Source organism: Streptomyces sp. NPDC058665, assembly GCF_042714995.1.
Taxonomy (GTDB): domain Bacteria; phylum Actinomycetota; class Actinomycetes; order Streptomycetales; family Streptomycetaceae; genus Streptomyces.
In genome coordinates, this window is record NZ_JBHXRX010000079.1 from 16,855 (window position 1) to 35,569 (window position 18,715).

Consider the following 18,715-nt stretch of genomic DNA (forward strand, 5'->3'; position numbering starts at 1 on the left):
CTCCGCCGCCGTTCGGCTCCGCCGGACCGTCAGCAGGCCCAGGCACCGCCGCCGAAGATGTCCTCGCACGCGCTGTCCCAGCCCAGGGTCAGCTCGGCGAAGTCACCGAGCTCGACCAGAGCGGGGGTCTCGTATTCGTCATGATCGGCCATCTGAGGTCACCGTCCCATTCGGATGTGCTGGTGAGGCGGTGTCCGGCCCACCGGCCGGACACCGCCCCCGGTCCCCGTCACCGTAGGAGGCCCGTGGTCCCGGGTTCCTGGGTCACCGCACCCTTCCGGGTCCCGGCCGCCGGGGTTCAGCCGCCGAGTCCCGCGTCACGCGCCCGTACGGCCGCCTCCGTCCGGTCGCTGACCTGCAACTTGGCGAAGATATGGGACACATGGTTGCGCACGGTCTTCTCGGAGAGCACCAACTCCCGGGCGATACGGCGGTTGTTGAATCCCCTCGCGAGGAGGTCGAGCACCTGCCGTTCGCGGTCGGTGAGATGGGGAAAGGCGGCGCGGCTCGGCAGTTCGTGCACCGCCGAGAAATAGGCACCGAGCCGGGCCGCCACCGCCGGGCTGAACACGGCTCCCCCGACCGCGACGGTGCGTACGGCCCGTATCAGCTCCTCCCGTGGCGCCCCCTTGACCAGATAGCCGTAGGCACCGGCTCGCAGCGCCGAGACCACCGCGTCGTCGTCCGCCGCCACCGACATCACCAGGATGCGGGGCACGGCGGCCCCCGGCGGGAAGCCGTCGACGATCGTCCTGGTCGCCTCGGTGCCCGAGCACCCCGGGAGCTGCATGTCCATCAGGACGATGTCCGCGGTGACCTTCCTGCCCAGCAGCGTCTGTACGGCCTCCTCGCCCGTGGCGGCCTCTCCGACGACCTCCAGGCCGTCGTTGTCCGCCAGCGCGATCCGGACACCGGCCCGGAACATCGGATGGTCGTCCACGAGGAACACCCGGACGTTCATACCGGGTTCCGGGGCAGGAGCACATGCACGAGCGTCCCCGAAGGACCCCGGGGATGCGGCAGCAGCAGACAGCGGCCCCCGACCTCCTCGGCGCGCTGCGCCATCGAGTTCAGCCCGACCCTGCGGCCACCCGTCGCGTGGCCGGGTGGCAGGCCGATGCCGTCGTCCAGCACCTGGAGGACGAGACGGTCCCCGTGGACGTCCAGGGAGACGGTGACGGTGCCGGCCGCGGCGTGCCGGATGACGTTCGTCAGCGCTTCGGATGCGATCCGGTAGGCGGCCAGTTCTGTGGTGTAGCCGGGCCGCCGGTACGTGCCGGGCTCCGGCAGAACGCAGTCGACGCGCAGCGTGGTCTCCGTGCCGACCCGGTCCACCAGGTTCCGCAGCGCGCTCGGCAGGCCCACATCGTCGAGGTCCGGGGGCCGCAGGTCGTCGATGATGCGCCGCACGTCGTCCATGGTGCGCGAGGCCTCGTCGGCGGCGTCCAGGATCAGGCGGCGGGCCGACGACTCGTGGACGGCCCCCGCCGCGGTGTCCAGACGGAGCCGGATCCCGGCGAGGCTCGGACCGAGACCGTCGTGCAGGTCACGTCGGATCCGGTGGCGTTCCTGCTCACGGACGGCCACCAACTGCTCGGTGAACCGCACCCGCGGGAACGCCGCCGCCGTGGGCCGCCGGCCGAGCCGCTGTCTGGCGGCCCAGACGAGCAGCGGCGCGAGGGCGGAGAGGCTGCCGATGGCCACGGAGAGGCCGAGAGCCTTGGGCCATGGCAGCACCAGGAGGAGAAAGAGAAGGAAGAAGACCGTCAGGGACACCCAGCCGCGAAGTGACCACCTCATCCCAGCCCGCCGATGGCCGGACAGCGCCCGTACGAAGACGGTACGCGCGGACTTCCCCCACTCGACTCGCACATTCCACTCGTGTCACACAATTTGGTCAGGTCGTGTTTCGTTCTGTCACGCATGCCCCGTTGATTCAGCATGTGTTTGAACATACGAGGAGTTGACCCGTTGATGGGGGCCGAAAACCGGCCGTCCGCGACCTGCCGGAGGGACCGGTTTCGGCCCCTCCGGCGGTGGCGGGCTCAGCGCGCGAGCGCCTGCCCGGCCTGGTCGGTGCGCTGGTGGCCCGGCCGTGTCAGCTGCCGGTGGGACGGGTCCCGTACCTCGCCGACGAGCAATTCCAGTACATCCTCCAGGGCGACGAGGCCCAGCACCCGGCCGGTCGCGTCGGCGACCTGGGCGAGGTGGGTGGCGGCCCGGCGCATGACGGTGAGGGCGTCGTCCAGCGGCAGTTCGGCCCGCAGGGTGGTCATCGGCCGCCAGACGTGCTGCGGTACGGCGCGCTCCCTGTCCTCCAGATCGAGGACGTCCTTGACATGCAGGTAGCCCATGAAGACCCCCGTGCTGTCGGCGCAGACCGGGAAGCGGGAGAAACCGGTGCGCACCGTCAGCTCCTCGATCTCGCGGGGCGTGACGGAGGGTGTGACGGTCACCAGCCCGGCCCGGGTGAGCAGAACGTCGGTGACCGGCCGGGAGCCTAGCTCCAGGGCGTCCCCCAGCCGTTCCCGCTCCTCCGGTTCGAGGAGGCCGGCGTCACCGGAGTCCGCCACGAGACGGTTGAGTTGTTCGCTGGTGAAGACGGCCTCCACCTCGTCCTTGGGCTCGACGCCGAAGGCCCGCAGGACCAGCGTGGCGCAGGCGCCGAGGGCCGCGGTGACGGGGCGGCAGAGACGGGCGAAGCCGACGAGACCGGGGCTGAACCAGATCGCGGTCTTCTCCGGCGCCGCCATGGCGAGGTTCTTCGGCACCATCTCGCCGATGACGAGGTGCAGGAAGACGACCAGGGCGAGGGCGATGAAGAAGCCCAGCGGATGGATGAGGCCCTCGGGCACATGAGCCGCGTGGAAGAGCGGTTCGAGGAGATGGGCCACGGTGGGCTCGGCGACCGCGCCGAGCGTCAGGGAGCAGATGGTGATGCCGAACTGCGCGGCGGCCATCATCTGCGGCAGATTCTCCAGACCGTGCAGCACCTGTCTTGCGCGTGCCGATCCCGCGGCGGCCAGGGGTTCGATCTGGCTGCGCCGTACGGAGACGAGCGCGAACTCGGCTCCTACGAAGAACCCGTTGGCGAGGACGAGCAGGACGGCGAAGAGGAGTTGGAGGACGCTCACCGGGCCGCCTCCGCCGTGGCCGTGGCGGGCTCGGCAGCGGGCGTCGGCGTCTCTGCCGACGGCTGTGTCGGCGTGGGCGGTGCGGGCGCCGTGCCCTGTGCGGGCGCCGTGGCCCTGACCGTGATCCTGTCCGGCGCCCGCCGCGCGGCCTGCACGACGGCCGATGCCGGGACGTCGCCGGTGCGCACCAGCCGGACACGCTCGGCCCGGTAGCGCCCGACCTGCCGGACCGAGAGCCGCCAGCCGGGCAGCTCCGCGCGGTCGCCGGGGGCGGGGATACGGCCCAGCAGATCGGCGACCAGACCGGCCACCGTCTCGTACGGCCCGTCGGGGACCTCAAGTCCTATCCGCCGGAGGGTGAGGACCCGGCAGCTGCCCTCGGCGTCCCAGGTGGGGCGCCCGTCGTCGGTGGTGACGGCGGCGAGTTCGGGCCGCCCGTCGCCCTCGCTGTCGTGCTCGTCCAGGACCTCGCCGACCAGTTCCTCGACGATGTCCTCAAGGGTGACGACCCCGGCCGTACCGCCGTACTCGTCGACGACCACGGCGATCGGCTGCTCGCTGCGCAGCCGCTCCAGCAGCTGCCGGACCGGCAGCGTCTCGGGCACGAGCTGGGCCTGCACGGAGATCCGGCCGACCGGCGCGCGTCCCCGCTCGTGCGCGGGGACGGCCAGCGCGTCCTTGAGGTGGGCCATGCCGACGATCTCGTCGATGCGCTCCCGGTAGACGGGGAAGCGCGACAGGCCGGTGGCGCGGGTCAGGTTGAGCACGTCGGCCGCGGTGGCGTCCGACTGGAGGGCTATGACCTTCACGCGGGGGGTCATCACGTGCTGGGCCGTGAGATGCCCGAGGGACAGGGTGCGTACGAACAGGTCGGCCGTGTCCTGTTCGAGGGCGCCGGCCAGCGCGGAGTGTCTGGCCAGCGAGACCAGCTCACCGGGTGTACGGGCCGAGGCCAGTTCCTCGGTCGGTTCGACGCCGAGCAGCCGCACCAGCCGGTTGGCCACCGTGTTGAGCAGGGTGATGACGGGCCGGAAGACGGTGGCGAACAGATGCTGCGGGCCGGCGACGAAGCGGGCGACCTGCAACGGCCGGGAGACCGCCCAGTTCTTCGGTACGAGTTCTCCGATGACCATCTGGACGGCGGAGGCGAGAAGCACACCGGTCACCACGGCGACCCCGGACACGGCCCCTTCGGGGAGACCGGTCGCGGTGAGCGGGCCGTCGAGCAGCTGGGCGAGCGCGGGCTCGGCCAGCATGCCGACGACGAGTGAGGTGATGGTGATACCGAGCTGGGTGCCGGAGAGCTGGAACGACAGCTCCCGCAGGGCCCGGACAACGGCGCGGGCGCGGCGGTCGCCCGCGGCGGCTGCGCGTTCGGCGTCCGGCCGGTCCACGGTCACGAGACCGAACTCGGCCGCCACGAAGAACCCGTTGGCGAGGATGAGAAGGAATGCCGCGGTGAGCAGCAGCAGGGGGATGGTCATGCCGCCGCCTCTTCGAAGGCGGCGGCGCATGTACTACCGGATGATCCGTCCATTGCTGGAGGGAGTCACTCCTCGGGTCGCAGGATGCCCCGCGGGCCGGTACTCACGGCCGTCGGATGCGGGGCGGGGCGCACCTGGCGCCGCCGCCCCCAGCGTAGCCACTGGGACCGGCACCGCAATGTTCACGCGGGACCGGCATCCGTGGCCGAGTCCGTACCGGCGTCGGTCGTGGTCTCCGTACGGACGTCGCCGGCACCGGCACCGGGCGTCGTGTCCGTGCCGGTGGCGTGCGACTCGGCCAGGGCGCGCAGGGTCCGCGCGTCGCGTACGGCCTTCTGCCTCGCGACACCCGGCTGGATGCCGAGCGCGGGCATGCTGGTGCCGTCGCTCAGGTCGAGGAAGACCCACGGGTCGCCCACCCGGAGGTTGACGCGCAGGATCTCCGCCCACTCCAGCCGCCGGACGCGGGTGAGATTGACGACGGTGACGCCCGTGTCGTCGGCGACGACCTTGGGGCGGCTCAGCAGGCACAGCACACCGAAGAAGAGCAGCCCCACGAAGATGAAGCTGACGCGCTCGGCCGGGTTCAGCTTCTCCAGCAGCAGGGACATCGCCGTGATGACGAGGAGCATGACCGTCCCGACGGACAGCAGGACAGCCCGGGTGACGTTCGGGCGCAGCGTCACGGGGAGCGCCGGCAGGTCGGGCGGCGTGGGGCGGGGGGCCGGCACGGGCATCGGAGATGAGTCCTTCACAGGCGGCAGGCGTGGATGGCCGTGGTGAGGATGGCGCGGGCACCGAGCTCGTACAGATCGTCCATGATCCGCTGCGCCTCGGCGGCCGGGACCATCGCGCGGACGGCGACCCAGCCCTCGTTGTGCAGCGGGGAGACGGTGGGCGACTCCAGGCCGGGCGTAAGGGCGACGGCGCGCTCCAGGTGCTCGGCGCGGCAGTCGTAGTCCATCATCACGTACGAGCGGGCGACCAGGACACCCTGGAGGCGGCGCAGGAACTGCTGGACCTTCGGGTCGCCGGCGTCCGCGCCGTTGCGGCGGATGACGACCGCCTCGGACTTCATGATCGGCTCGCCGATGACTTCGAGCCCGGCGTTCCGCATGGATGTGCCGGTCTCCACCACGTCGGCGATGATCTGCGCGACGCCGAGCTCGATCGCGGTCTCGACGGCGCCGTCGAGGTGGACGACGGAGGCGTCGACGCCCTTGTCGGCGAGGTACTTGACGACGACGCCTTCGTAGGAGGTGGCGATCGTCAGCCCGCCGAAGTCGGCGACGGACGTGGCCGCGCCGGGCTTGGCGGCGAAGCGGAAGGTGGAGCGCGCGAAGCCGAGCGGCAGGATCTCCTCGGCGCCCGCACCCGAGTCGAGCAGCAGGTCACGGCCGGTGATGCCGATGTCGAGACGGCCGGAGCTCACATAGATCGCGATGTCACGCGGGCGCAGGTAGAAGAACTCGACCTCGTTCCCGGGGTCGACCAGGACGAGCTCCTTGGACTCCTTGCGCTGCTGGTAGCCCGCCTCATGGAGCATCTCGGACGCTGCCCCGGAGAGCGAACCCTTGTTGGGGACGGCGATACGCAGCATGAGAGTGGCTTCCTTACGTATGCGTGACAGCGGCGAACGGGGAACGTGAGGTGAACGGCGGGCGGGCGGGATCCGGGCGCGACCGTGCGCCCGGCGCCGTGGAGTTGTGGGAAGTCGTACGTCGGACGAGGGTGGTGCTCAGAGATGGGAGTAGACGTCGTCGAGGGAGATCCCGCGCGCGACCATCATCACCTGGACGTGGTACAGCAGCTGCGAGATCTCCTCGGCGGTGGCTTCGGGCCCCTCGTACTCGGCCGCCATCCACACCTCGGCGGCCTCTTCGACGACCTTCTTACCGATGGCATGCACTCCCTTGTCCACCAGTTCGGCGGTGCGGGAGGTGCTGGGGTCGCCCGTGGCGGCCTTCTGCTGAAGCTCGGCGAAGAGCTCCTCGAACGTCTTCTTCGGCATGGTGGTGCCTAGCGTACGCGGTCGGGCGGAGCCGTCAGCGCCAGGGTTCGGCGAGGGCGCGCAGGGTGGCCGCCGTGGCGACGGCGGCGGTGGCGGCCTCGTGCCCCTTGTCCTCGCGGGAGGACTCAAGTCCCGCCCTGTCCAGCGCCTGCTCCTCGGTGTCGCAGGTCAGCACGCCGAAGCCGACCGGTACGCCGGTGTCGATCGAGACCTGGGTCAGGCCCTGGGTGACGCCCTGGCACACGTAGTCGAAGTGCGGGGTCCCGCCGCGGATGACGACGCCGAGGGCGACGACCGCGTCGTAACCGCGGTCGGCGAGGACCTTGGCGGCGACGGGCAGCTCGAAACTGCCGGGGACCCTGATCAGGGTCGGCTCGTCGATGCCCAGTTCACGCAGGGCGCCCAGGGCGCCGTCCACGAGTCCGTCCATGACCTTTTCGTGCCACAGGGCCGCGATGACCGCCACCCGCAGGTCGCCGCAGTTGCGGACGGTCAGTTCGGGTGCACCCTTGCCGCTCATGTCTCTCCTGTTGTTCCGATATTCCGATGTGCCGGTGTCCGGTGTTCCGGTGTGCCGATGTACGCGTGGTGGTCACTGGTTGCCGCAGGCCGAGCCCGCCGCCGGGTCGAGCCAGGGCAGTTCATGCCCCATCCGGTCCCGCTTGGTGCGCAGATACCGGAGGTTGTGCTCCCCCGCCTGGACGGGCATGGGCACGCGCGCGATCACGTCGAGACCGTGCCGCACCAACGCGTCCACCTTGTCGGGGTTGTTGGTCATCAGCCGCAGGCTGCGCACCCCGAGGTCTTCGAGGATCCGCGCCCCCGCCGCGTAGTCGCGCGCGTCGGCGGGCAGGCCGAGTTCGAGGTTGGCGTCGAGGGTGTCGCGCCCGCGCTCCTGGAGTTCGTACGCGCGCAGCTTGGACAGCAGACCGATGCCGCGCCCCTCGTGGCCGCGCAGATAGACGACGACCCCCCGGCCGGCCTCGGTGACGCGCTCCATCGATGCCTGGAGCTGGGGGCCGCAGTCGCAGCGCTGGGAGGAGAAGATGTCGCCGGTCAGGCACTCGGAGTGGACCCTGACGACGACGTCGGCGCCGTCGCCGATGTCACCGTGGACGAGTGCGACATGCTCGACGCCGTCGACGGTGGACCGGTAGCCGTACGCGGTGAACTCGCCGAAGGCCGTTGGCAGTCGGACCTCGGCCTCGCGGCGCACGGTGGGCTCGGCGGCCAGCCGGTAGGCGATCAGGTCCTCGATGGAGATGATCGTCAGGCCGTGCTTGCGGGCGAACGCGATCAGCTCGGGCAGCCGGAGCATCACCCCGTCCTCGCCCGCGATCTCGACGATGGCCCCGGCCGGGCGCAGCCCCGCCAGCCGGGCGAGGTCGACCGCGGCCTCGGTGTGGCCGTTGCGTACGAGCACCCCGCCGGGCTTGGCGCGCAGCGGGAAGACATGGCCGGGCCGGACGAAGTCGGCGGGCCCGATGGCCTCGCCCGCGGCGAGCAGCCGGAGCGTGGTGGCGCGGTCGGCGGCCGAGATGCCGGTGGTGACGCCGTGGGCCGGTCCCGCGTCGACGGACACCGTGAACGCGGTGCGCATCGACTCGGTGTTGTGGTCGACCATCTGCGGCAGTTCGAGCCGGTCCAGCTCCGCGCCCTCCATGGGGGCGCAGATCAGTCCGCGGCACTCGCTCATCATGAAGGCGACGATCTCGGGGGTCGCCTTCTCGGCGGCGATCACGAGGTCGCCCTCGTTCTCGCGGTCCTCGTCGTCGACGACCACGACGGGCCGGCCCGCCGCGATGTCCATGACGGCCCGCTCCACGGGGTCCAGGGCGAAGTCCTCGATGTTGTCGGTGGAGTACCAGGTGGGCTGTGCGGTCATGCTGCCGCTCCTTCCAGAGCCGGGGCGGCCACGCGGGTGCGCAGCCACCAGTCCCGCAGGCCCCACAGGACGAGGCCGAGGTAGACGACGTACACGAGGCCGGAGAAGGCCAGTCCGCTGCTGAAGGCGAGCGGCACTCCGACGAGGTCCACCAGGAGCCAGGCGAACCAGAATTCGACCAGACCGCGCGCCTGCGCGACCATCGCGGCGAGGGTGCCGACGAAGATGTACGCGTCGGGCCACGGGTTCCAGGACAGGTCGGGTACGGCGCTGAAGAGGGCGCCGACGGCAAGGGTGCCCAGCGCCGTACCGCCGAGGAGCAGCCGGCGCTCGGGCCAGGTGGCGAACCGTACGGCGATCGTGCCGGCCGATCCGTCGGGGGCCTCCTGCCTGCCGCGCTGCCACATCCGCCAGCCCCACAACGCCACGCCGATCACGAGGAGTTGTTTGCCGACGCCGCCGCTGAGGTGCGCGGATGCGTACGCGGCGACGAGGATGGCGCCCGACAGCAGTTGCGCGGGCCAGGTCAGGATCGAGCGCCGCCAGCCGAGCACGAGGGCGACCAGCCCCATCGAGTTGCCGACCATGTCGGACCAGATGATGTGCTGGCCGAAGGCGGTGAACGCCTCCGCGTTCAGCCACGACACGTCCGGCCAGGAGGGCAGGGCGCTCACCGGACCGGTCCCCCCGCCTCGTGGGCACCGGAGGTCATCAGCCGCTCCACGTACTTGGCGATGACGTCGACCTCCAGGTTGACCGGGTCGCCGGGCTCCTTGATGCCGAGGGTGGTCAGCGCGAGGGTGGTGGGGATGAGGCTGATGGTGAAGTAGTCGGGTCCCGCGTCGACCACGGTGAGGCTCACGCCGTCGACGGTGATGGAGCCCTTCTCCACGACGTAGCGGGTGAGGTCGGCGGGCAGTGAGATCTTGACGATCTCCCAGTGCTCGGACTTCTTGCGGTCCACGATCGCGCCGGTGCCGTCGACATGGCCCTGGACGATGTGCCCGCCGAGCCGGTCACCGACCGCCATGGGCCGCTCCAGGTTGACCCGTGAGCCGGGTACGAGCGCGCCGAGGCTGGAGCGGTTGAGTGTCTCGGCCATGACGTCCGCGGTGAACTCGCCCTCGTCGAGGTCGACGACGGTGAGGCAGACGCCGTTGACGGCGATCGAGTCGCCGTGCTTGGCGCCTTCGGTGACGGCGGGGCCGCGCAGACGGAAGCGGGAGGAGTCACCGAGGTTCTCGACGGCGGTGACCCGACCCAGTTCTTCGACGATTCCGGTGAACACTCAGCGCTCCTTGGGGGTGACGGCAGCACCGCTGGTGCTGACGGGTGTGGCGGGTTCGGGTGTCGCGGTGACGCGGAGATCGGGGCCGACGCGTACGGTCTCGGTCATCCGCAGGCGCAACGCCCGCGCGAGGGTGGTGATTCCGGCGTCGCCCAGGGCGGCGGGTCCGGCGCCCAGCAGGACGGGCGCGAGATAGCCGACGACCTTGTCGACGGCGCCGGCGGCGACGAAGGCCCCGGCCAGCGTCGGGCCGCCTTCGAGGAGTACGGAACGCACGCCGCGCTCGTGCAGAGCGGCGAGCAACGCGGGGACGGACAGGCCGCGTTCGGCGCGCGGCAGCCGCAGGACGTCCACCGGCTCCTCGTCCGGCCCCGCGGCCTTGAGGTGCCGGGTGTCGGCGTCATCGGCGACGGCGATCAGGGTGGGGGCGGCACCGTCCAGGACGCGTGCCCCCGGTCGTACGGCGGTGGCTTCGGTGTCGATGACGACCCGCAGCGGCTGGACGGCGCCGGGGATGCCGCGGACCGCGAGGTGCGGGTCGTCGGCGCGGGCCGTGCCGGAGCCGACGACGACGGCGTCCGCCTCGGCGCGGAGCCGGTGGACGTCGGCGCGGGACTCGGCGGAGGTGATCCAGCGGCTGGTGGTGTCGGCCGCCGCGATCCGGCCGTCGAGGGTGGCGGCGTACTTCCACAGGACGTAGGGGCGGCCGAGCCGTACGGAGGTGAGCCAGGCCGCGTTGCCCGCCTCGGCCTCGTCGGCGAGCAGCCCCTGGTCGACGCGGACACCGGCCGCGCGCAGGGTGCCGGCGCCGCCGCCGGCCTGTGGGTTCGGGTCGCCGACCGCGTGGACGACGCGGGCGATACCGGCCTCGATGAGCGCCCGGGAGCACGGGCCGGTGCGGCCCGTGTGGTCGCACGGTTCGAGGGTGACGTAGGCGGTGCCGCCCGCGGCCCGGCCGCCGGCCGCGCGCAGGGCGTGGATCTCGGCGTGCGGGCCGCCGGCCCGCTGGTGGAATCCCTCGCCGGCGAGTGCTCCGGAGGCGTCGAGGATCACGCATCCGACGACCGGATTGGGGCTGGTGGCGCCGAGCGCGCGGGCGGCGAGCGCGATGGCTCGACGCATGGCGTCCGTGTCGGCCGTGGTGGTGGCCACCGGGTCCTCCTGCCTCTGGGGCACGGACTCCGGGGCCTGTCGATGACGACAGAGAAACGGGCGACGCACACGGGGACGCCAAGACCGAGGATACGAATCGTCCGAGGACGATCCGCCGACGGCGGCATACCTGTGACGGCCCGCCGCGCACTGCCTCCCATCCGGACTTTCACCGTCGGTCCAGGAGTTTCACCTGGTCAACCGACCGCTGGAAGCGGTCGGGTCGCGGACTGTAACCGCCGGTTCGGAATTGCACCGACCCCGGAGTGCGCTGCTGCTGGTACGCGACCAGTGTGCCATGCCTGATCGTCGGCCATCCGGGTGAGTTGTGTGCGGTGCCTCACAGAGGGTGGCCGGCGGGAGCGCCGGCGGGCCGTTCCGGATACGTCCGGGGGGCCGGGCGGTCACGGGTCGCCACCCTGTCGTCTCCCCGGGTGTCACACGCTGGCAGGCTTGGGCCATGGCAACAATCCTCGTGACCGGTGGTACGGGAACACTCGGCAGACAGGTCGTGGACAGGCTGCGCACGGACGAGCACCACGTCCGGGTGCTGAGCCGCGGTTCACAGCCGTACACCGTCGATCTGCGCGACGACGACAGCAGGGCACTGGACGCGGCGCTGAAGGGTGTGGACGTGATCGTCCACTGCGCGTCCTCGGTGCGCGGCGGTGACGACAGGGCGGCGGCGCATCTGGTGGAGTCGGCGATCCGTGCGCGGATTCCGCATCTCGTGCACATCTCGATCGTCGGGGTCGACCGATTGCCGCTCGGTTACCACCGGACGAAAAGGATCGTCGAGCGGGTGATCGAGGATTCGGGGCTCGGCTGGACGATCGTGCGTACGACCCAGTTCCATGATCACGTCCTGCGGATGCTGGAGGGCGCGACCAAGCTGCCGGTCGCCGCGCTGCTTCCCGCGCAGGTGAGCCTCCAGCCGATCGGCTCGGCCGAGGTCGCGTCCTGGGTGGCGGACCTGGCGGCCCGGCCGCCGGCGGGGCGGGTACCCGACCTCGGCGGTCCCGAGGTCCGGACCGTGCGGGAGCTGGCCGACGCGTATCTGCGGGCGACGGGGCACAAGCGGCGGGTGGTGGCGATGCCGCTGTTCGGAAAGGCGTACGCGGGGTACCGCCAGGGCCATCAGCTGACGCCCGAACGGGCGGTGGGCAAGGAGACGTTCGAGGACTTTCTGGCGACGCGGAAGTTATGAGCCGGCCCGGGGGAAAGCCGTTTCACGTGACGGCCGTGTGCGGTGCTTCCGCAGGTCGCTGACGCTCCGTCAGACAGGCGGTGCGAACAGGTCGTTCTGGGCGGCGTCCCGCGCCGTCAGCAGCGCGCCGCGCAGCACGGCCGCGCCGCCCAGGGACGTCGCCACCACCTCCGTACGGAGGGGGGACATCCGCGCCAGGCGGGCCTCGACCCGGGAGGCCAGCGCCGTACCGCCCGCCTGGCCGACCTCGCCCGCCAGGACCACCCGGCCCGGGTCGAGTACGGCGCTGATGGCGGCGGCGCCGACGGCGAGCCGCGCGGCGAGCGCGTCGAGGAAGGCGTCCCCCGCCGGACCCGCCGTGAGGGCGGCGCGCACGACGGCCGCCGCGGGCGGCTCCTGGGGGCCGGGGTCGGCGAACAGGCCGTGCTTCTCCGCGAGTTCGCAGACGGCAGCCGAGCCGGCCAGCGAGTGGAATCCCCCGTCGCAGCCGGTGGACGAGGGCAGTCCCGACGTCCCCGGCACCGGAAGGAAGCCGATCTCGCCGGCGCCGCCGGACGCGCCCCGCCGGACCTTGCCGTCCAGGACGAGCGCCGCGCCCACGCCGAAGCCCAGCCACAGCAGGACGAAGGTGCCGGTGACCTGGTCCCGCGCCGCGCCGACGCGCTGTTCGGCGACGGCGGCGAGATTGGTCTCGTTCTCGACGAGGACGGTGGCGGAGAGGCGTTCCTGGAGCGCGGCCACGAGTCTTCGGTGCCAGGCGGGCACGCCGCTGGTCTCACGGAGTTCACCGGTCACCGGGTCGATCAGGCCGGGCGCGCCGATGCCGACGCTGTGCAGCCGCACGGCGCCCGCGTCGCGGGCCGTGCGCTCCAGCAGCGCCGCCGCACCCTCCACGGCCGGTTCGACACCGGTGTCACTGCCTATGGGCAGCACCGCCTCGGCGAGGGTCGCGCCGAGGAGATCGCTGACGACGACGGCGACGCTCTGGGTGCGTACGTCCAGCGCAGCGAGATGCGCCCGGTCGGCGACGAGACCGTACAGCCGCGCGTTGGGGCCGCGGCGCCTGCCGCCCGTCTCGCCGACGATCCTGACCAGACCGGAGCCTTGCAGCCGCTCCACGAGGTCGGCGACCGTGGGCCGGGAGAGCCCGGTGAGTGTCTTGAGCTGTCCCGCCGTCAACGGGCCTTCTTCCTGGAGCAGTTCCAGGGCGAGGCGGTCGTTGATGGCCCGTGCCGTGCTCGGGGATGCGGCCATACCTGGATCCTTCCAGATGGCCATGGCGTTCTTGCGACTGGTGCCATCTATTTATCAAGCAGGGTTCCTGATAGTTTACTGCCGCGCCGGCCGCGCCGACCGCACCGACCGCGCTGTTGGACAGGCGTCACCGCGCCACAGGGGGAGGACGAGACGCAATGACGACCGGATCACCGGACTTCGACACGCGACGGCTCCGGCAGGCACGGTTCGCCGTGGCCGCCGTCTTCCTCGTGCACGGCTCCGTCACCGGCAGTTTCGCGACCCGTATCCCCTGGATCCAGGATCACGCGTCCCTGAGCGCCGGGCAGTTGGGGCTCGCGCTCGCCTTCCCCGCCATCGGCGCGTCGCTCGCGATGCCGCTGGCCGGCGCGGTGAGCCACCGCTTCGGCGCGCGTACGGCGCTGCGCGGGCTGCTCGCGCTCTGGACACTCTCCCTCACCCTGCCCGCGCTCGCCCCCAACCTGCTGACGCTCTGTCTGGCGCTCTTCGTCTACGGCGCCACCTCGGGCATGTCCGACGTCGCGATGAACGCGCTCGGCGTGGAGATCGAGAACCGGCTCGACAAGTCGATCATGTCCAGCCTGCACGGCATGTGGAGTTCGGGCGCGCTGCTCGGCTCCGCCGGCGGCACCCTCGCCGCCCATATGGACAGCGACGCGCGCGTGCACCATCTGATCGCGGCCACCGTGCTCACGGTCGCGGGCCTGATCGCCTGCCGGTGGGTGCTCGATCTGCGCAGCGCGCCGGACGACGAGCCGCCGCCGCGCTTCGCGCTGCCGCCGAAGTCCGCGCTGCTCATCGGCGGGATCGGATTCTGCGCGGTCTTCGCCGAGGGCGCGAGCCTGGACTGGTCGGCGGTGTATCTGGAGGACGTACTGGACACGTCCCCCGGGCTCGCCGCCGCGTCCACCACGGCCTTCGCCCTGACCATGGCCGTCGCGCGGCTGCTGGGCGACCGGGTCGTCGACCGCTTCGGCGCCGTGCGGTGTGTCAGGGTCGGCGGCTTCTCCGCCACTCTCGGCGGCGTGCTGGTGGTCGTCGCGCCCGGTCCGCTGGTCGCGATGGGCGGGTTCGCCTTCGTGGGGCTGGGTGTGGCGGTGGTCGTACCGCTGGCCTTCGCCGCCGCCGGGCGCAGCGGGCCCAACCCGAGCCAGGCCATCGCGGGCGTCGCGACCATCACGTACACCTCGGGGCTGATCGCCCCCTCGGCTATCGGCGCGGTGGCCGACGCGACCTCCCTGGTCGTCTCCTTCGGCCTGGTGACGTTGCTGGCCTTCGGACTGGTGCTGGGCGCGAGCGTCCTGAAGACCAGCGACCGGCGTACGGCTCCGGGGGCGGCGGGGGCACCGGCGCCCGCGCCTTCCCTACAGAAGGACTGACGGGGCGCGAGCACCGAGACGCCGAGCGTCCCCCGTTCTGACGAAGTCCCGCTCCCCCGGCCCCCGGTGGGCTACCGGGCTGGGACGCTGCCCCCATGGCGGAGATCCAACTGCTCGCGGCCCCACCCGACGACGACCGGCGCCCACCCGATTCCGTGTGGCAGCGCATGCACGCGCTGCGTTCGGCGTGGCCGGACGGTGACGGCGTGTCGGTTTTCAACGGGCTCTGTCTGTCGGGCGCGGGGGACATCGCGGCGTCGCACGGGGGCGGTCGCGACGCTACGGCCGCCACGCGGGAGGCGTCCGCGCTGCGTTCGGCGCTCGCCGAGCGGTATCTGGCGGCTGTCGACGCGGTGGACCTGGGCGGGCGGGCGCCGGCCGCCTGGCGGCCCCTGTTCCACTACCGGCGCCATCCGGGCCTGCGGCCGGTGCAGTTCGCGCTCGCGGGCGTCAACGCGCATGTGGGGCACGATCTGGCGCTCGCCGTGGTGGACCTGTGCCGGGCGCGTGGCTGCGAACCGCCCGCGCTGGAAACGGCGTTCGCGCGGGTCGGCGACGCGCTCACGCTGCTCGTGGAGCGCGTCGGCGAGCAGGCACCGGCCGGTCCGGACGCCGGGCGGGGCCAGCGGGTCGAGGACCCGGTGACGCATCTGCTCGGGTCCTGGAACGTGGCACGGGCCCTGGAGGCGGCCTGGTCGTCGGCGCTGGTGCTCTGGGGGCTGCGTGAAGTGCCGCCGCTGGCCGAGGAGTTCAGGGAGCGGATGGACGCGGGGGTGGGGCTGGTGGGGCGGTGCCTGCTCACACCGTACGGCTGAGAGCGGCGCGGGCGGGCACCGTCCCGTACGCCCAGGGCGTGTTGTGAAAGTGGCGTCGTCCGCCCAAAGGGCGGGGCTCACGGCGTCTGGTGCGTGCGATCGCAAGGCGGAGGATCAACCCCGTAGATGGACCGGACGTACTTGGATGACTCCGACAACACCGCGAGCGCGCGTGCCAGGCGTCGTGAGCCAGACGGGACTTTCACAACACGCCCTAGCCCGCCCCCGTACCGCTCAGTCCTCCGGCAGCTCCACCGGAGCGATCTCGTCGTACACGTCCCCCGGCCCCGGATTCGCCGGGTCCGTGGCGCCGCCGAAGTGGGTCATCACGCCCCACACGGCGTTGAGCGCGGTCTGTACGGCGCCCTCCGCCCACCCCGCCGTCCATGAGATGTCGTCGCCCGCCAGGAAGACGCCGCGCTTGTCCGCGGGGAGCCTGTCCTGCATGAAGTGGGTGAACAGACGGCGCTGGTAGCGGTAGTGGCCGGGCAGGTTCGCCTTGAACGCGCCCATGAAATAGGGCTCGTTCTCCCACGAGACCGTCACCGGGCTGCCGATGACGTGCTCGCGGATGTCGACCTTCGGATAGATCTCGCCGAGCGACTTGAGCATGACCTCCATCCGCTCGTTCGCCGACAGCGGCAGCCACTTCAGGCTGTCGTCGCACCAGGTGTAGGAGAGGCAGATGACGGCCGGCCGGTCCGGTCCGTTGTCCAGGAGATAGGTGCCGCGGGTCATGCGGTCGGTGAGGGTCATCGACATCGTGTCGCGGCCGGTCGGATTCCCCTGGTCGTCGACGGCCTTGTCCAGCCAGAACGGCCGGTCCACCGGCACGAACAGCTTGGACGACTCCATGTAGTGGGTCCGCTCCATCGCCGTCCAGTGGTCGATCGGGAAGAGCGAGTCGGAGCAGTCGATCTTCGAAAGCAGCATCCAGGACTGGGCGGTGAAGACGGCCGCTCGGTAGGTGCGGATGTCCCCCGAGGCGTCGGTGACGGTGATCCGGTCACCCGCCGTACGGTGCAGCCGGGTCACGGCACCGCGCGGCTCGCCGCCGTGCAGCGAGGAGAGCGAGGTGCCGAGCGGCCAGTGCGTGATCTTGGCGGGCTCGCGTTCCCAGAGCCGCAGCGGCAGTTGCCGGCTGCCGCCGACGATGCCGCGGTGGTGGTCGTCGGCCTCGGAGTAGACGACGCGCAGGATCTCCAGGATGGAGTTGGGGAAGTCGGTGTCCCAGCCGCCCGTACCGAAGCCGACCTGGCCGAAGATCTCGCGGTGCCGGAAGGACTTGAAGGCCTCGGAGTCGCAGAGGAAGCCGTAGAAGGTCTGGTTGTCGAGCTTCTCCACCAGCCGCGCCCAGATCTCCCGGATACGTGGCACGTCGCGCTCGCGCATGGCGCGGTTCATGTCGGAGAAGTCGGCGCCCTCCTCCAGACAGGTGTTCCAGGCGGCCATCACGTCGCGGTAGACCTGTGGCAGATCGTCGATCGTCTCGGCGTAGTGCGACTCGCCCTTGAGGTCCACGACGGTCGAAGGGGTGCCGGGGGCAAGGGGGTTGGGGAACGGCTCGGTGACCAGGCCCACCAGGTCGATGTAGTGCCGGAGCGCGGTGGAGGACGGCGGGAAGCGCATCGCGCCCAGCTCGGCGGTCAGTTCCGGGTCGCAGCCGTCGAAGCCGACGGTACGCAGCCGGCCGCCGATCCGGTCGGCCTCGTAGACGACCGGCCGCAGGCCCATCTTCATCAGCTCGTACGCGGCGACGATGCCGGAGAGACCGCCGCCGATGACCGCGACCTCGGCGCCGTGCTCGGTCGCCGGGACCTGGCCGACGCCGGCGGGGTGGGCGAGGAAGTCGTCGTAGGCGTACGGGAAGTCCGGACCGAACATGGTGATCGGCGGCAGGCCGGCGTCCGGCCGGCCCTCGGGGTGCGGGGCGGCGGTGGGCACCGTGGACGTCATGGGGTACGGGCTCCTTGCGGGGTGGGGCGGGCGGGGTGCGGGCGGTGGGAGGCGCGGGGCGGTCGCGGTCAGTTCAGGGAGCCGTAGAGGCCGGGGCGACGGTCGCGCAGATAGGGGTTGGCGGCGCGGGAGGCCCGGAGCAGTTCGGGGTCGACGTCGCCGAAGAGCAGCTCTTCGCCGCGTCCGGCCCTCGCGCGGGTGGTGCCGTCGGGACCGGCCAGACAGCTCAGCCCGACGAACTCGAAGGCGGCCCCGGCCCCGGATCCGGCCTCGCCTTCGGACCCGGTCCGGTTCACATACGCCACGTACATCTGGTTCTCGAAGGCACGCACCGGCACGACGGACTCGGCGACGAACTGGAACGGGTGCATCTGGGCCGTCGGCACCAGCAGCAGATCGGTCCCTGCGAGCGCGTGGGCGCGTACGTTCTCGGGGAACTCGACGTCGTAGCAGATCATGATCCCGACCCGCAGTCCGCCGAGCTCCGCCTGTACGACCGGGGTGTCGCCCGGGGTGAACCACTTCTCCTCGAAGCCGCCGTAGAGGTGGGTCTTGCGGTAGTCGGCGAGGGCCGAGCCGTCGGGGCCGATGAGCCGCGCGGCGTTGTGGAGGCGCGCGGCGGCGCCGTCGCCGGCCCGCTCCGGGTAGCCGTACAGGATCGCGACACCGTACTCGTCGGCGATCCTGGCCACCGCATCGGCGCCCGGACCGTCGGCGGGCTCGGCCAGCCGCGACACGTCGGCGCCGATGGCGTAGCCGGTGAGGAACAGCTCGGGACAGACCAGCAGGGCCGCCCCGCCGTCCGCCGCCTCCCGCGCCGCGCGGGCGATGAGCTCAAGATTCCGCACGGTGTCGCCGGGCCTGCCGGAGCTCTGGAGCAGGGCGATACGCGACGACGGCATGGCAGACCTCGGGACGTCAGGGTGTTCGGGGGGACATTCAGAAGGTACGGCTCCGACTTCCGCGGCGGCAAGGCGCCTCTGTTGCGTGTGAGCAGGGCATTCGTTGCGTCTTCGGGCCCCTGGACGGCGATTCGTTGCGTCGCGGGCCCCACGCCGTTCTCCGCCGTACGGCCGAGTGGCTAGGGCGTGTTTTAGAAGTCCCGTCTGGCCCACGACGCCTGGCACGCGCGCTCGCCGCGTTGTCG

At 71.7% G+C, this 18,715-nt stretch carries 19 protein-coding genes and 1 riboswitch; of the genes, 3 read left to right on the plus strand and 16 right to left on the minus strand.

Annotated elements, in window-relative coordinates; translation table 11 throughout:
* Window positions 1–29: 29 nt before the first annotated feature.
* The 13 genes from ACFWV8_RS33705 to ribD form a co-directional block, all read right to left on the minus strand.
* Window positions 30–152, minus strand: a complete 123-nt coding sequence (locus ACFWV8_RS33705; protein ID WP_329390016.1) for a lasso RiPP family leader peptide-containing protein — start codon at window positions 150–152, stop codon at window positions 30–32.
* Window positions 153–298: 146 nt separating this feature from the next.
* Window positions 299–961, minus strand: a complete 663-nt coding sequence (locus ACFWV8_RS33710; RefSeq protein ID WP_384213231.1) for a response regulator — start codon at window positions 959–961, stop codon at window positions 299–301.
* Window positions 958–1,800: a sensor histidine kinase gene (locus tag ACFWV8_RS33715; protein WP_384213234.1), complete on the minus strand. Its 843-nt coding sequence runs from the start codon at window positions 1,798–1,800 to the stop codon at window positions 958–960. The genes ACFWV8_RS33710 and ACFWV8_RS33715 overlap by 4 nt, the downstream gene beginning before the upstream one ends.
* Window positions 1,801–2,045: 245 nt before the next feature.
* Window positions 2,046–3,134, minus strand: coding sequence for a hemolysin family protein (locus tag ACFWV8_RS33720; protein ID WP_384213237.1), 1,089 nt, complete (start codon window positions 3,132–3,134; stop codon window positions 2,046–2,048).
* Window positions 3,131–4,618, minus strand: coding sequence for a hemolysin family protein (locus ACFWV8_RS33725; RefSeq protein WP_384213240.1), 1,488 nt, complete (start codon window positions 4,616–4,618; stop codon window positions 3,131–3,133). The genes ACFWV8_RS33720 and ACFWV8_RS33725 overlap by 4 nt, the downstream gene beginning before the upstream one ends.
* Before the next feature lie 182 nt (window positions 4,619–4,800).
* Entirely contained in the window at window positions 4,801–5,349 is a 549-nt protein-coding gene (locus ACFWV8_RS33730) for a PH domain-containing protein (RefSeq protein WP_384213273.1), read from the minus strand.
* 20 nt (window positions 5,350–5,369) lie between these two features.
* Complete coding sequence (gene hisG / locus ACFWV8_RS33735) at window positions 5,370–6,218, minus strand: ATP phosphoribosyltransferase (RefSeq protein WP_329390006.1); 849 nt, start codon at window positions 6,216–6,218, stop codon at window positions 5,370–5,372.
* Window positions 6,219–6,356: 138 nt separating this feature from the next.
* Window positions 6,357–6,629, minus strand: coding sequence for a phosphoribosyl-ATP diphosphatase (locus ACFWV8_RS33740; protein WP_383643553.1), 273 nt, complete (start codon window positions 6,627–6,629; stop codon window positions 6,357–6,359).
* A 34-nt stretch (window positions 6,630–6,663) separates the two neighbouring features.
* On the minus strand, window positions 6,664–7,149 hold the full coding sequence (ribH, locus tag ACFWV8_RS33745; RefSeq protein WP_384213247.1) for a 6,7-dimethyl-8-ribityllumazine synthase: 486 nt from the start codon (window positions 7,147–7,149) through the stop codon (window positions 6,664–6,666).
* A gap of 72 nt (window positions 7,150–7,221) precedes the next feature.
* Complete coding sequence (locus ACFWV8_RS33750; RefSeq protein WP_384213249.1) at window positions 7,222–8,514, minus strand: bifunctional 3,4-dihydroxy-2-butanone-4-phosphate synthase/GTP cyclohydrolase II; 1,293 nt, start codon at window positions 8,512–8,514, stop codon at window positions 7,222–7,224.
* Window positions 8,511–9,101, minus strand: coding sequence for a nicotinamide riboside transporter PnuC (locus ACFWV8_RS33755; RefSeq protein ID WP_384213276.1), 591 nt, complete (start codon window positions 9,099–9,101; stop codon window positions 8,511–8,513). The genes ACFWV8_RS33750 and ACFWV8_RS33755 overlap by 4 nt, the downstream gene beginning before the upstream one ends.
* Window positions 9,102–9,184: 83 nt before the next feature.
* On the minus strand, window positions 9,185–9,802 hold the full coding sequence (locus ACFWV8_RS33760) for a riboflavin synthase (protein ID WP_384213252.1): 618 nt from the start codon (window positions 9,800–9,802) through the stop codon (window positions 9,185–9,187).
* Entirely contained in the window at window positions 9,803–10,924 is a 1,122-nt protein-coding gene (ribD, locus tag ACFWV8_RS33765; protein WP_384213278.1) for a bifunctional diaminohydroxyphosphoribosylaminopyrimidine deaminase/5-amino-6-(5-phosphoribosylamino)uracil reductase RibD, read from the minus strand. It abuts the gene before it with no gap.
* Window positions 10,925–11,097: 173 nt separating this feature from the next.
* Window positions 11,098–11,228: riboswitch (FMN riboswitch) on the minus strand.
* A gap of 186 nt (window positions 11,229–11,414) precedes the next feature.
* Here ribD and ACFWV8_RS33770 point away from each other — a divergent pair.
* Window positions 11,415–12,161: an SDR family oxidoreductase gene (locus ACFWV8_RS33770; RefSeq protein WP_384213255.1), complete on the plus strand. Its 747-nt coding sequence runs from the start codon at window positions 11,415–11,417 to the stop codon at window positions 12,159–12,161.
* A 69-nt stretch (window positions 12,162–12,230) separates the two neighbouring features.
* Here ACFWV8_RS33770 and ACFWV8_RS33775 read toward each other — a convergent pair whose 3' ends face one another.
* Entirely contained in the window at window positions 12,231–13,415 is a 1,185-nt protein-coding gene (locus tag ACFWV8_RS33775) for an ROK family transcriptional regulator (protein ID WP_384213258.1), read from the minus strand.
* 158 nt (window positions 13,416–13,573) lie between these two features.
* Here ACFWV8_RS33775 and ACFWV8_RS33780 point away from each other — a divergent pair, with 158 nt between their 5' ends.
* Both ACFWV8_RS33780 and ACFWV8_RS33785 read left to right on the plus strand, forming a co-directional pair.
* Window positions 13,574–14,797: an MFS transporter gene (locus tag ACFWV8_RS33780; protein WP_384213261.1), complete on the plus strand. Its 1,224-nt coding sequence runs from the start codon at window positions 13,574–13,576 to the stop codon at window positions 14,795–14,797.
* Window positions 14,798–14,892: 95 nt separating this feature from the next.
* The gene (locus tag ACFWV8_RS33785) at window positions 14,893–15,612 is read left to right on the plus strand and encodes a DUF5995 family protein (RefSeq protein WP_384213264.1); all 720 of its coding nucleotides are present in this window, start codon (window positions 14,893–14,895) and stop codon (window positions 15,610–15,612) included.
* Between the two features lie 234 nt (window positions 15,613–15,846).
* On the opposite strand, the gene ACFWV8_RS33790 is transcribed toward ACFWV8_RS33785, so the two are convergent.
* Both ACFWV8_RS33790 and ACFWV8_RS33795 read right to left on the minus strand, forming a co-directional pair.
* The gene (locus ACFWV8_RS33790) at window positions 15,847–17,568 is read right to left on the minus strand and encodes a flavin monoamine oxidase family protein (protein WP_384213267.1); all 1,722 of its coding nucleotides are present in this window, start codon (window positions 17,566–17,568) and stop codon (window positions 15,847–15,849) included.
* A 68-nt stretch (window positions 17,569–17,636) separates the two neighbouring features.
* Entirely contained in the window at window positions 17,637–18,470 is an 834-nt protein-coding gene (locus ACFWV8_RS33795) for a carbon-nitrogen hydrolase family protein (RefSeq protein WP_384213270.1), read from the minus strand.
* Window positions 18,471–18,715: the final 245 nt, after the last annotated feature.